Raw genomic sequence first — 13,142 nt, 5'->3', positions numbered from 1 at the left:
ATCCCCTGACTGCGATGCCACTTCCGATAGTTTACACAAAACGGGGAATTGCGCAAGTGATGTGTGGATGAGGCAGTGTATCATTTTGAATTCGCATCAATCAAGGCAACCACTTCGGTCAACTCCCAAACATGGTCTGTAACGCCCGATTCCATTGCTGGTGTGCATCGAGGCGTGGTATGAATGCGGCAGAAAGTCATATAGGAAATGTTGGGTAATCACTGTGAACGCGAAGCTGCGATTCGTACTGTTCGACTGGGGTGACACATTGATGTCCGAAGCGGGTCCACCGGACATTCCCATGGCTGATTGGACGGAGGTTCGCGTTATCGACGGCGCCTCCGAGGTTCTTTCGCTGTTATCGAAAAGCTACCGCATTGCAGTCGCAACAAATGCGACCGTGTCGAAAAAGCCCGATATCGTGCGCGCGCTGGAGCGGGTTGGGCTGAACGCGCTCATCGACGAGATCTTCTGCTTCACCGAGTTAGGCCACAAGAAGGGCGAGCCGGAGTTCTGGGGTGCGGTGCTCACTCGCCTCGACGCGCAGAAGAACGAGCTGATCGTGATCGGCGACTCCTTGGAGCAGGACGTCCTAGGGTCGATACGTGTCGGGATTCGCGCGATCTGGTTCAATTGGAAACAAGAGAGCTATTCGGGGTCGTTTTCGATACGGTCAGTCCAATCTCTCCGACAACTGCCCGCCGCCATCGAAGAACTTACCTGACGCGCAGCTGGCCGGGGTTTTCTCCTTCAAAAGGATACACTACTGTGGATGTGAGGTAATGTCGTGATTGCGTGATTACATACTTGCCTGGCCAACGACCCGGTCCGGCGACCTACTGAAGGCATATCGGCAATCGATAATTTACTAGACATAGCGTGAGGCGATGGGTAGAATCGTGGGAAATGGACCAACATTGAAGGCTCAAACTCCAACCCGAAACGAATTCGGGCAAGCTGTCCGATCTTCGGGCGGCTTGCCGCGGGCACTGCGGAGACCGCAGGGACCCCAACTGCAGTGCGACAAGATGGCGCGACACGCGGGGTCCATATATACGTTTCTGCGAAACGAACCCAATTGCCGCGAAAACGACATCGCGGCGTCTCGCTCCGCTGCTGCTATGCTCGGCTTATTTCGGAAGAAGGGGGGGCTCTATATGTTTTTGCGAAACGAACCCAATTTCCTCGGCTTGGAAAACATGGGCTATTATTTTGGGGTGCAAGGTTTTGGAGATTAAAAATACGCTCAGAATATTTGGGTTCGTTTTCCAAAACGAACCCATTTTGAGGGGTATTTTGGACCGAATTCTACGGGCAAACCAACTTTTGAGGTCAAAAAGAGAGGGAAATATTGGTGATTAGGACACTGCCACAGATGACCGGGATTCGGCTTGTTCACTGCATCCGATGCTTGTATCCTTTGAAGCGGTTCGCGGGTGAGCACATGGGACAGGGGATACTCGAGAGGGTTGCCGGCAGGCTGAAGGTCGCGTTTGGCGCGGCTGCGGTGGCCGGTTTGCTGTTGCCCGGGAGCGCGTTGGCGCAAAGCATCCGGGTGCCCTGGAGTGATTACGCCCACGATTCGCAACACACCGCCATCTCGCCCGTAGCGTCGCAGCCCCTCCTCCATCTCCATTGGCAGACGTCGGTGGACCTGAGCGTGCCCACCAATAACACAGGCGAACTATTCATCCACTACGGCTCGCCGCTGATCACGCGTTCCAACACGGTCATCGTGCCGGTTAAGACCACGGCTGCCGGAGGATTTCGCATCGAATCACGCGTTGGGGCCACGGGTGCGACGAATTGGATGCGATCCAGCGACTGGACTCCTCCGCCACACGGTTGGTACCCGAGTTTTTCGCCAACGCTGACCCCGAAAAACCGCATCTATTTTCCCGGCGGTGGTGGCACTATCTATTATTGCGATAACGCTGATTCAACGAATCTTCCCGCCATTGGGCAGATCGCTTTTTACGGGATGACCAATTACAACGCCAACACCAACGCGTACCTGTCAAATGTGTTCATCGACACGCCGATCACGTCGGACCGATATGGGAACATCTACTTTGGCTTTCAAGTAACTGGCTCCACTCCGCTAAACCTAAAGGGTGGTATTGCTCGTATTGACGTTAATGGGACGGGGACGTGGGCGGCCGCCAGCGCGGTCAGCAATGATGGCACGATGAACAAGGTGGTGCAGAACTGCGCCCCGGCCCTGGCCAATGACCACAAGACATTGTATTTTGCGGTGAATGGTGTCAGTTTCGGTTACGGCTACCTCGTATCGGTGGACAGCCGCACCCTCGCGCCGATCGCCAAAGTCCGATTGAAGGACGCAGGGTTCCCAACTCATGACGCCGCGTTGCCAGACGACGGCACAGCCTCGCCGACTGTCGGGCCGGACGGCGATGTGTACTTCGGCGTGTTCGAATATTCATGCTGTGTGAATCACGATCGCGGGTGGCTCCTGCATTTCAACAGCTTGTTGAGCCAGGCGAAAACTCCTGGGGCCTTCGGCTGGGACGACACAGCCTCCATCGTCTCTGCCCCGTTTGTTTCCTCGTACCACGGCAGTTCGCCGTATTTGTTGGTCACCAAATACAATAATTATTCCGACCCCGGAGTCGGAGGAAACGGATCCAACAAGGTCGCTGTCCTGGATCCGAACGACACGGAAACAGATCCGGTCACCGGTGCGACCGTGATGAAGGAGATATTAACCGTACTCGGTCCCACCCCGAATACCGGCCAAGCCGGCGTCCGGGAGTGGTGCATCAACACGGCGGTGGTCGATCCCTTCACGAGGTCGGTGCTGGCCGGCAGCGAGGATGGCAAACTCTACCGCTGGGATTTGACCTCCAACACGCTTTCCGAAACGTTCACGCTGACGCCCGGTATCGGTGAGGCGTACACGCCCACTTTAATTGGAGTCGACGGGACCGTGTACGCGATCAACAACGCCATTTTGTTCGCCATCGGCCGGTAGAGAAAGTCAATCATGCGCCTGAAATCATTACTCCTATTCAGTTTGATGATGGCGCTCTCCGGCATGGCGGCGCGGGCGGATTTGTCGTTTGTCCTAACGCCGGCGGCGGAAACGTGCGCGCAAAGCAACGAGGTCTTTTTTAGCGGTGTTCTGAGTAACACGAATCCAACGAACAACGTGTATTTGAATGACATTCAGTTCACCGCCAGTAGCAATCTTGCGGCAGTCGCCAATGCTTTTTTTGCGAACGTCCCCGGGATCCTCTCGGCCGGTCAAACCTACAGCGACATCGTCTTTGCGGTGACCGTCAATCCCACGGCCGCCGTGGGCAACTATTCCGGGACTGTCACCATCGTGGGCGGGACGAATATCTTGTCATCGAGCAACCTGGCGACGCAGTCATTCCAGGTCTCGGTAGTTGTGGCGACCCCGTTTAATGCCTGGCAACTTGCCGAGTTCGGCCCGAATGCCAGCAATCCCAACATCAGTGGCGACCTTGCGGATCCGGATGGTGACGGAATCGTCAACCTGCTGGAGTACGCGCTGAATTTGAATCCGAATGTCGCCGGCACGACCGGGCTACCCATTGCGTACATCGATCCAGCTTGCGGTTGCTTGACACTGACCTACACCAAAGTCCTGTCGGCGATCGACCTGAGTTACACCGTCGAAGCGGCGGCTGACCCGAGCGGGGCATGGAGCACCAACGGCATTATACAAACCGTACTTGGTAGCGATGGCGTAACCCAGACCAACAAGGCCAGCGACGCAGGCAATCCGATTGCGACCAGCGGGAAGAGATTCATGCATCTCAGAATCACTCGGCAGTGATTTTTTCCGTTTTTGGTTCCCGCCAATTGTCCTCGTGTCGAAGCTCCCAACTCGTTGGGCAACAACTCCGTGCCACGCTATCTCTGCTTCGGTCGAACGGCGAGTGGAGACATTCGTAACCAATGGCTGCATGTGTTTTGAACCAAATTGGGCCACGTTGCATCTAACAGGGGAGATAGTGTCGTAGTTGTCACCTGTTCCAGTCGACTCGGGCATGTGATGGGTTCAAGGAAGAGATTATGGTCATTGACCGATACAACGATAACGGAGACGCTCTGCAACTCTACTTGCGGGAGATAGGTAAGACCCCGCTATTGACGCGCAAGGAGGAGAACGAGCTGGCGGCCCAGGTCCAGCGCGGCAGCAAGCGCGCCCGCGAGCAGATGATAAAGGCCAACCTGCGTCTGGTTGTAAAGATCTCCCACGACTACGCGAATTTCGGAATGCCGCTGCTGGATTTGATCAACGAAGGCAACATCGGCCTGATGAAAGCCGTCGAACGATTCAACCCCCGAAAGGGCGCAAAGCTTTCCACGTACGCGGCTTTGTGGATCAAACAGTCGATTCGTCGGGCCCTCTCGAACCAGTCGAAGACAATCCGTCTGCCCGTTCACATCGTGGACAAGGTGCACAAATTAAACCGGGCCAGCCAGAAACTCACGGAGAAGTTTGGCCGCGAACCGAGCGATGCCGAACTGGCGAAGGCCCTGGAAGTTCCTGCCGCCAAAGTGGCGGCGCTTCGCAAGCTCGGCGTAAGCCCCATTAGCCTCGACGCCCCGATTGGGGACGAGGACGACAGCCGCTTCGGTGACATCGTTCAGGACGAGGGCGCCTTGACCCCGTACGAGCTGCTTCGTGTAAAAACGATGCGGCAGGAGATCCGCGAGCACATCAAGTATCTCGACGCACGCGAAGCCGAAATCCTGATGTTGCGTTTCGGGCTGGATGGGCAACCACCACGCACGCTGGAGCAAGTCGGCAAAAGATTCAAAGTAACCCGCGAACGTGTCCGCCAGATCCAGGAAATTGCCCTGCGCAAACTACGCCGCCGCGTGGAAGCGCGCGAGAGTGCCAATCTGGTCGGCCAATCCTAATCACACACCGGTACGGTGTTGTCATTTAGAGCGAGTGAGGAACTTCTGTTTGCTTTTCCAAGGGCGGAACGTGAGGTATCCTTGTTCGCGAAGCAATTTAGATGAAAGGAACTCACATGTCATGGCAGGCTTGGGCGCTTTTATCGGCGGTATTTGCCGCGTTGACCGCAATCCTCGCGAAAGTGGGGGTTCACGACATCAACTCCGACTTCGCGACTTTTGTGAGAACAATTGTTGTCCTGCTGGCGTTGGCAGCCATTCTTGGTGTGACGGGTAAATATCAACGGTTGGATTCTGTTCCCCTGCGAAGTTACCTGTTTCTGGCCCTCTCAGGGCTGGCGACCGGCGCGTCCTGGGTGTGCTACTTCCGCGCGTTGAAGCTGGGCAATGCGTCCCTCGTGGCGCCCATCGACAAACTCAGCGTGGTTTTGGTGGCGGTGCTTGGCGTGATGTTCCTGGGTGAAAAGCTGCTGCTTCGCAATTGGGCCGGCATCATTCTGATCGCCATTGGTGCCGTGCTCGTGGGACTCAGACCCTGACGACGTTGCGGGCCATTGTTATTCAGGCTTGAGGTCCGGCCCCTTGGTCTTGGCCCGCAGTAAATTGTCCAGCTTATCAAACGGGTTGGCGATGGGTGGTTTTTCGAGCGCGATTTCGGATGCCGACCCGTCCACGTAGCCCTTCAGTTTGTACTTCTCGTGCTCGTGATCATGGCAGTAGATGCACAGCAGTTCCCAATTACTACCGTCGGGTGGATTGTTGTTGTGGTTGTGGTCCTTGTGATGAACGGTGAGTTCGCGAAGTTTTTTACCCGAGAATTCGCGCCCGCAACTCCCGCAGACATGCGGGAACATCCGCAACGCCCGCTCCCGATAGCTCTTCGCCCGGATTTCCGCGTCCCGTCGAAGCCCGGCAAGGATTTGCTCTTGCTTTTCCGGATCCGGTAAAGGCCCTTTTGGTTTCATGGGTTATCCTTCTCAGTGGGGTGAACGAATCGCGCCCAAAATTTCACGTCGTCGAGGAGGTCGGCGATCTGGTTGCAGGTGACGTCGGCAGGTGGATGAGCTGCCAGAATCTTTGGATCGACCGCGTAATGTCCCTGGCGCACGAAAACAGTGGTGACACGCTCGCCCCACAGTTTCTTGATGGCTGCCAGAATACGCAACTTGTCATCAACCATCACGTAATGATCGGCGGGAAACCGACGCGCCACGTCGTCGAGTTCTTGCTCTTTGTGCACGTAGATTAATACGTTGCCGTCCACCGCCTCGAACAGCCCGGATCGCTCCACCTTGCGCGGCTGGAAAACCACATCACCGTCGGACAGGATCACGGCCGGGCCCCATCGCTTGGCGTGCTCGATGACGTCGAGGGCGTGGGGGAACACCCGATTGGCGAACGGATAGTCGATCAGGAAATGGGAAACCATAAGGAGGCCCGGATCATGCGGGTTCTCGCTCCGGTAACGCTGCAGGGCGCCGAGATAATCCGCGTAACCCAGATCGGCTCGCAACCGTTCAAAGATGCCCCAATAACTATGCGCCCCTTCGTCACCGACCTTTGTTTCCAGATAGCGCCGCAGATCGGCGGTAACGCGATCGTTGTCGAGCAACGTGTTATCGACGTCGAACAGGAAGACAACTTTATTCTGGGTACTCATGACTTTTCTCCGGCGCCGTTCAGTACTGCCGTGGCTTGTTGTGCGTCAAAGGCTTTTTCCCATTTGGCGATCGTGATGGTGGCGACGCCGTTGCCGATAAGGTTGGTCACCGCCCGCGCCTCGTTGATGAAGCGATCGACTCCAAGCAACAATACCATACCGGCAACGGGGATCTTGTCCATGGAGGCCAGCGTCGCGGTGAGGGTCACGAACCCGGCGCCGGCGACTCCCGCAGATCCCTTGGACATGAATAGCAAAACCCCCAGGACAACTAGCTGCTCCCAAAGCGTCAACGGCGTGTTGGTGGCCTGGGCGACGAAAATCGCCCCCATCGTCAAGTAGATCGCGGTACCGTCCGCGTTGAAGGTGTAGCCGGCTGGCAGCACCATACCGACAACGGGCTTGGCGCAACCCAGTTGCTCCAGCTTGAACATCATTTGCGGCAGCACGGCTTCGGTCGAAACAGTGGCGAAAACAATAAGGATTTCGTCTTTGATGAATTTGAGGAACTTCCAGAGGGAGATGCGGTTCATCCGGGCAATGGCGCCGAGGACAATTACGACAAAGGCGAGACTGGCAAGATAGACGCAACCAATCAGCTTGCCGAATGAGATCAGGGTGTTGAGTCCGTATTTTCCGATGGTGAAAGCCATGGCGCCAAGCGCGGCCAGCGGCGCCAGCCGCATGATAAAACGCACGATGCCGAACAAGCCATGCAGGACCGAATCGATCACGTCGACTATCAATTTCCCACGGTCAGGAAGTTGCGCCAACGCCAGGCCGAACAGCACCGAAAACAACAGGACCTGGAGCATATTTCCCTTAACGAACGCATCCACGATGCTGGTGGGAATGATGTCCAGGAAGAAGCTGACGGCATCTGTCGATTTGGCTGTGGAAGTGTACGGAGCGAGCGTTTTTGTATCCAAGGTACCGGGATCGACGTTCATTCCGGCTCCCGGTTTCAGGACGTTTACCACGACCAACCCGATGACGAGTGCCAGCGTGGAAACAATTTCGAAGTAGATGAGCGCTTTGACGCCAACCCGCCCCACTTCCTTCAGGTTCCCCATCTTCGCAATGCCGACGACAATTGTTCCGAAAATGATCGGAGCCAGCACCATTTTGACAAGGTTGATGAACCCGTCTGCGAGCGGTTTGAGCGACTCTCCCAGGACAGGGTTTACTCTGCCAATGATGACGCCGAGCAAAACCCCGAGAATTACCTGAAAATACAGATGACCGAATAAGGTTGCTGCCTTGCTGCGTGGTTTGTCCATGGTTTAGTCACTCAACGATTTCATCAACGTAAACAGTTCGGCCTTGGTTTCAAAACCCACACCGGGGACATTTGGCAAACCGACAAATCCATTCTGAATCGCAATGCCGTCCGCGAAACCACCGAACGGCTGGAAGACGCCCGGATAGGATTCGTTGCCACCGAGATGCAACCCGGCAGCGATGTTGAGTGACATTTGATGGCCGCCGTGCGGCACGACCCGGCGCGTTGACCAGCCATTCTGTTGCAGCATTTCCAACGTGCGCAGATATTCGACGAGGCCGTAGGACAGCGCGCAATCAAATTGCAGCCAATCGCGATCCGGACGCATGCCGCCGTAACGGATCAAGTTGCGCGCATCCTGGTGAGAAAAGAGATTCTCACCCGTCGCCATCGGCAGATCGTAATGCTTGGAAAGCTCCGCTTGCAGGGCATAGTCCAGAGGGTCCCCCGCTTCTTCATACCAAAACAGTCCGTACGGCTTCAGCGCCTTACCGTAAGCGATGGCAGTCTCCAGATCGAAACGACCGTTCGCATCGACCGCAAGTGATTGACCGTCGCCTACCACCGTCAGCACAGCCTCGATGCGGCGGAGGTCGTCGTCGAGTGGAACCGCGCCGATTTTCATTTTCACTACCTGATAGCCGAGATCGCGATAGCGTTTCATCTCGTTCTTCAGAGCGGTCATATCTTTACCGGGATAATAATAACCGCCAGCAGCATAGACCCAGACCTTGTCATCTGCCTGTCCCCCGCGATAGCGGTCCGCCAGCAGTCGGTACAGCGGCTTCCCGTCGATCTTGGCGACAGCATCCCACACCGCCATGTCGATGGTGCCCACTGCGACGGAACGTTCCCCGTGCCCCCCGGGCTTTTCGTTGGTCATCAATGTGGTCCAGATGCGGAAAGGATCCAGGTTCTCCCCGGTCTCATCCACCAACGCCCTGGGATTGGCGGCCATCAGTCGCGGAAAAAAGCGTTCGCGCATCAATGCTCCCTGGCCATAGCGACCGTTGGAATTGAAACCATAGCCAACCACCGGCTTTCCGTCGCGCACCACATCCGTAATCAACGCGACTACCGAGCAGGTCATCTTTGAAAAATCGATGTACGCATTGGTGATGGCCGAGGCGATGGAAACTGTCTTTTCGCGGATTTCCACAATGCGCATTGCAAGTCTCCCTGGCTAAGAAAGGACGAGCATTTGTTATTCCGGTGTCACATCCGCCGGTGGTGGTGTGCCCTTCAAACTTGAACCTACAGGTTCCCGCACGCGGCGAATACACACTGCCATGTAGGGTTTTCCCGGCAGGGGGACGGCGCGGCCTTTCTCGTCGACGAAATGATAGTTATCCTTCTTCTTCGCCACGAACTCACCTTCGACCGGCATGGTGGTCATGGCCCATGTGTCCAGCACCTCAACCGTGAATTTCATGCCGTTGGCAATGCGGTCCTTGTAGAGTTCAAAGGGCCACGACGTCGGTGTCTGCTTGCCAAAATAGAGCAGATAGTACTCACCGAGTTTGCCGCCCATGTTTGAGTCCTGCCATTTGTCAATCGGGTCGATGCCGGTCGCCGGACTTTCCGCGAGCACCTGGCGGAGGAACGCAAGCCGTGGAGGACTCTGCCCATGGAGTTTACCCCCTTCGGAGGTCCACAGTATATGTTGTTCGTTCGTCACGACTTCGCCGTGGGTCACATAGGTGCCTGCGACGGTACCCTGCCAGAAGCGAAACACCATTTCCTCTGCGGAAAGGTTGCCCCAGCGCTTCCATATGTTCCCCTCGTATTTCACCTCGTCGTAAACGACCGGTTTACGATATACGTCGCGATACAACTCGGCGCGACCCGCATCTTCCACTGCCGACCCGTTTTGGATGCTAGCGTGCGTGACCCACGGTTGTGTGTTGTTGTAAATGAGGAAGCCATTGTGGATGGAGCGCGGGTGGCCGTAGGGATCCGCGGCTTGTAAGACGTGGAACAAACGGTCCCAATCCGACTCCTTCTTCTGCTTGTTGAAATCGTATTCGTTGGACAGTGACCACCAGACGTTGCGATAGGCGGCCAGGCGGCTGACGAGGTAGCGAACATACCGGTCATCCACTTCCACCGGCATACGGTCGAAACCCCAACGGCCCTTGTCGTAAGGATCGAATAGAATCAGTTCCGCCTCGATGCCCCGGTCGCAGAGATCGCCGACACGTTTTTCGAGGTGTTGGAAGAATCGCGGATCGAAGCGGGAAAAATCCCAGGACTTCGGCGGTGTCCCGGCAAACGGGAAAAGCGCCAGTTCGTTCGTGCTTTCCGGGTTATGTTTTGGAAAAATGCACATGCGGATCTTGTTGAAGGGCGCGGCCGCGAGACTGGCGAGTGTTTGCTCTTCCAACGCGTCCGCCATGTGCGCCCAGTTGTAAGAAGTTGTGCCAATCGGACGGAACGGCGAGCCGTCGCCATAAGCAAAGTGGTACGTGTTAGCTACCTGGACCGGCCCGTGGTTGCTTCCCGTGGGTGAGGTGACAACAAACTCACCCGTTTTCACGTCGAGTTCGGGCCGGTTACTGTGTGTCGTGTAGCGCCAGTGACCGGGCTTGTCAGGCATAAACCGTACTCGATAAATCCCATCGCCGTCGTAAAAGCCAACCACTTCGACCGTCGAGGTAGAGAACGAAAAGCGTGCAGAAAACTGGACATCCACAAAGGGATTGCCATTGGTCGAGCCAGAGAGCGGGATGTCAAAAACTCCCCACTGCTCGACCGTTCCGGCAGCCCCGTTGACGGACACGGCAAGCGAAACCAAAATCGCGAGACTGCCGAAACGGAATTTGAGACACCGGATGAATGCATGCGGCATGGCAACCAGAATGCATACAGGTTTGCGAATCGGATTTACAGCCCTATCTGCGAGCAATCAAAAAGTTCATCATAAGACGAGGTCGCTGCAGTGTCTACGACCAGCGATCCGGCACCGGAGGCGGAATTCAATCGAGAAACGAATTTTGCGTGGCAGCTCCAACAAGAATTCTCTGGACAGGCACTCAGTTGTTTGTTACTCAAAGCGGCCGAAGAAGCAGGCGAGTGCTTCTTGTCTTACACTCTGTTCCCGTCGGCAGGGTCCAAATGCGAGGTTTGGATTGATAGCAAGAACCGAGACGACTGCTGAACGAATCAGACGTCATTACGCGACGACGGTCTCCCAGATGAGGTGTCCCCACCACTACAAGAATGCTCGGGTTGAGGTCGAAGACGAAAGACTCAACACTTTCTACATGGACGTTTTCGCCTGCTGCGAGGAGTTTGAAAGACGTGTCCGTGAATCGCTGAGGGACGCGCGCTAGGGACGATCTAACAAAAAACGGCTTCTTCGGCCATCAGGGGATCAAGCGAATACGATAGAACTGAAGCGGCGCGTTGGTGACGGCGCCCGGGTCGAGGTAGTTCGTCGTCGTCAGGCCAGAGCCCGTGATGATAATATTGCCGCTGATATTCGAATAGCTGCCACCGAGGGCAGGTGTGGATTCCACGGCGGACGTCATGCCACCGACCGACTGCCACGAGACAAGCACGTCTGAACCCTGCAGGGTAACTGCCGTAACGTGGAACGGGGAGTTATTGTCCAATGGATTCGTTCCCAACTGGAATTCCTGCAAGTTCGAAAGATCATCGCCGTCAGGATCCGCAGCAGCAACGGTGTTGTCGAATGGACTAAAGCCATACTGTTGCTTCCAGCCGTTGGGAATCCCGTCACCGACCTGGCTGCTGTTCGGGTTGAGAAGCGGCTGCACGGACAGTTCAACCTGGTTGGTGTCAGTGGCGCTGCAGGTATCGGTCGCCTTAACTTTGAAGAAGTAGGTAATCGGGCTGTTGCTCCCCGGATACAGGGAAATGAATGCCGACAGGGCGTTGGTGGTCAACAGCGGGTTGATCTCGCCTCCGCTATTGGTCGCTTCGTATACGCCGTAGGTAAAGGGTGGGGAACCCGATGCAGCGGACCAGGTCAACGTTGCGCCTTCGACGGCCGGGGTAACAGTGCCCGGTCCTGCAAAAAGAGGTGGGCCAAGGTAGGTAAATCCGTTGGTAAGTGTTGTCGGAGGTTGGTTCGTACACTTGAGTACTATGTTGTACGTTCCAGCTGCATTGGCACCCGTGATGGCTGTTATCGTATTGGTATTCACAACCGTGACAGCGGTGGCGTTCACACCATTGATGGTGACCGTCGCGGTGTTTTGGAAATTGGTCCCGGTAAGAGTAATCGCCGTCCCGCCGCTCGCGCAGCCATTGCTGGGCGCGACAGACAGGAGTAATGGGGGGCCCAGTGGTGGCGCTGGACCATCCTGGTAAACGCGAATGTAATCAATCTGCATGTCACCGGGGAATGTAGTCGCGGCGTTAATCGTCGCAGTGCCGGGATTGCCCACGAAATTGCCACCAACAGCCAGGTTCATGATGATGTAGAACGGATGATTAAAAGGCGCCGGGAACGGGCCAATGGAACTCGACCAATTGTTTATAGTCCCGCCATTGCTGTAGAGGACCGTGTTACTATCGATGGAAACATGGAAGGAATTGGTGTTCCATTCGGTAACGTAAGTATGAAAATTGGTGTTGGCGTCTCCTGACGGGAAAGTATATCTCACTTGAGCTGATATGTCGACGCCCTGATTACCGGCGCCATCCTTGTGCAGGGTAAAAAAGTTTGTCAGCGGAGTAGCTCCCTTACTCTCCACCATGTCGATCTCTCCGCACTCAGGCCATGAGTTGGTAGGCCCGGTAGTACCTGAATAATTGGTTGCCAGCATCCAAATCGCCGGCCACCAATACGGAGATCCCCGGGGGAGCCGGGCGCGGACCTCAATCCGCCCATATGTAAGCGAGAATAGACCCAATGTTCTTAGCCGGGCAGAACTATAGGGGGCACCCCCTCCCACGTCATTGAGGGCGACTATGTGGAGCACACCATTCGAGACGAAAGCATTCTTGGCGGCGGCGGAGTAGGTCTCCTTTTCATTGTTGCCCCAGCCCCCACCCGCAATGCTGCTGGTATTGCCCAGATCAAACCCCCACTTTGTGGTATCCACATTAGTGCCGGCACCGTTGAATTCGTCGCTGAAGACGAGGTTGGTAACCGCGTAAATGGAGGAAGTCCAACTGCTAAAGAGCCCGAAGACCAATAGAGCGCAGACGGCGAGTGATGACAGCGATTTCTTAATCCCGAACGACATTACATAAACCCTCGAAATTCCCACTATGCAAACGATTGTAATAAACAAGCGATTCATAAGGCAAGTC

The 13,142-nt window shown here is 55.7% G+C and carries 11 protein-coding genes; 5 read left to right on the top strand and 6 right to left on the bottom strand.

All coding sequences use genetic code 11. The features are described from left to right. Window positions 1-223: 223 nt before the first annotated feature. From VNL17_09985 to VNL17_09965, 5 genes are all read left to right on the top strand, one after another. Window positions 224-724, top strand: a complete 501-nt coding sequence (locus VNL17_09985; GenBank protein ID HXI84404.1) for an HAD hydrolase-like protein — start codon at window positions 224-226, stop codon at window positions 722-724. Window positions 725-1,354: 630 nt separating this feature from the next. After that, window positions 1,355-2,992 carry a hypothetical protein gene (locus VNL17_09980; GenBank protein ID HXI84403.1) on the top strand — a complete coding sequence of 546 codons (1,638 nt, stop codon included), beginning with the start codon at window positions 1,355-1,357 and terminating at the stop codon, window positions 2,990-2,992. A 12-nt stretch (window positions 2,993-3,004) separates the two neighbouring features. Next, window positions 3,005-3,823: a hypothetical protein gene (locus VNL17_09975; GenBank protein HXI84402.1), complete on the top strand. Its 819-nt coding sequence runs from the start codon at window positions 3,005-3,007 to the stop codon at window positions 3,821-3,823. A gap of 239 nt (window positions 3,824-4,062) precedes the next feature. Continuing rightward, window positions 4,063-4,917: an RNA polymerase sigma factor RpoD/SigA gene (locus VNL17_09970; GenBank protein HXI84401.1), complete on the top strand. Its 855-nt coding sequence runs from the start codon at window positions 4,063-4,065 to the stop codon at window positions 4,915-4,917. Between the two features lie 101 nt (window positions 4,918-5,018). Continuing rightward, the gene (locus VNL17_09965; GenBank protein ID HXI84400.1) at window positions 5,019-5,456 is read left to right on the top strand and encodes an EamA family transporter; all 438 of its coding nucleotides are present in this window, start codon (window positions 5,019-5,021) and stop codon (window positions 5,454-5,456) included. 18 nt (window positions 5,457-5,474) lie between these two features. Here the strand turns inward: VNL17_09965 and VNL17_09960 are convergent, their stop codons facing one another. The 6 genes from VNL17_09960 to VNL17_09935 all read right to left on the bottom strand — a co-directional run bounded on the left by VNL17_09960 (window position 5,475) and on the right by VNL17_09935 (window position 13,075). After that, entirely contained in the window at window positions 5,475-5,882 is a 408-nt protein-coding gene (locus VNL17_09960; GenBank protein ID HXI84399.1) for a YajD family HNH nuclease, read from the bottom strand. Further along, window positions 5,879-6,577 (bottom strand): HAD family hydrolase, encoded by a 699-nt coding sequence (locus VNL17_09955; protein HXI84398.1) that lies wholly within the window; start codon window positions 6,575-6,577, stop codon window positions 5,879-5,881. The genes VNL17_09960 and VNL17_09955 overlap by 4 nt, the downstream gene beginning before the upstream one ends. Next, window positions 6,574-7,857, bottom strand: coding sequence for a C4-dicarboxylate transporter DctA (gene dctA / locus VNL17_09950; protein ID HXI84397.1), 1,284 nt, complete (start codon window positions 7,855-7,857; stop codon window positions 6,574-6,576). The genes VNL17_09955 and dctA overlap by 4 nt, the downstream gene beginning before the upstream one ends. A 3-nt stretch (window positions 7,858-7,860) precedes the next feature. Further along, on the bottom strand, window positions 7,861-9,027 hold the full coding sequence (locus VNL17_09945; protein ID HXI84396.1) for a mandelate racemase/muconate lactonizing enzyme family protein: 1,167 nt from the start codon (window positions 9,025-9,027) through the stop codon (window positions 7,861-7,863). A 36-nt stretch (window positions 9,028-9,063) separates the two neighbouring features. Further along, window positions 9,064-10,707, bottom strand: a complete 1,644-nt coding sequence (locus VNL17_09940) for a DUF5060 domain-containing protein (protein HXI84395.1) — start codon at window positions 10,705-10,707, stop codon at window positions 9,064-9,066. A 517-nt stretch (window positions 10,708-11,224) separates the two neighbouring features. Further along, window positions 11,225-13,075: a family 16 glycosylhydrolase gene (locus tag VNL17_09935; GenBank protein ID HXI84394.1), complete on the bottom strand. Its 1,851-nt coding sequence runs from the start codon at window positions 13,073-13,075 to the stop codon at window positions 11,225-11,227. Window positions 13,076-13,142 lie beyond the last annotated feature (67 nt).

Source organism: Verrucomicrobiia bacterium (assembly GCA_035577545.1).
GTDB lineage: Bacteria > Verrucomicrobiota > Verrucomicrobiia > Palsa-1439 > Palsa-1439 > Palsa-1439.
Note: the sequence above shows the minus strand (reverse complement) of the source record. Positions and strands in the feature narration are given on the sequence as shown.

What these genes read in the sequence shown, in the direction of transcription:
- VNL17_09975 (HXI84402.1), top strand. Translation starts at nt 3,005, where the DNA reads ATGCGCCTGAAATCATTACTCCTATTCAGTTTGATGATGGCGCTCTCC.
- VNL17_09970 (HXI84401.1), top strand. Translation starts at nt 4,063, where the DNA reads ATGGTCATTGACCGATACAACGATAACGGAGACGCTCTGCAACTCTAC.
- VNL17_09965 (HXI84400.1), top strand. Translation starts at nt 5,019, where the DNA reads ATGAAAGGAACTCACATGTCATGGCAGGCTTGGGCGCTTTTATCGGCG.
- VNL17_09960 (HXI84399.1), bottom strand. Translation starts at nt 5,882, where the DNA reads ATGAAACCAAAAGGGCCTTTACCGGATCCGGAAAAGCAAGAGCAAATC.
- VNL17_09955 (HXI84398.1), bottom strand. Translation starts at nt 6,577, where the DNA reads ATGAGTACCCAGAATAAAGTTGTCTTCCTGTTCGACGTCGATAACACG.
- dctA (HXI84397.1), bottom strand. Translation starts at nt 7,857, where the DNA reads ATGGACAAACCACGCAGCAAGGCAGCAACCTTATTCGGTCATCTGTAT.
- VNL17_09945 (HXI84396.1), bottom strand. Translation starts at nt 9,027, where the DNA reads ATGCGCATTGTGGAAATCCGCGAAAAGACAGTTTCCATCGCCTCGGCC.
- VNL17_09940 (HXI84395.1), bottom strand. Translation starts at nt 10,707, where the DNA reads ATGCCGCATGCATTCATCCGGTGTCTCAAATTCCGTTTCGGCAGTCTC.
- VNL17_09935 (HXI84394.1), bottom strand. Translation starts at nt 13,075, where the DNA reads ATGTCGTTCGGGATTAAGAAATCGCTGTCATCACTCGCCGTCTGCGCT.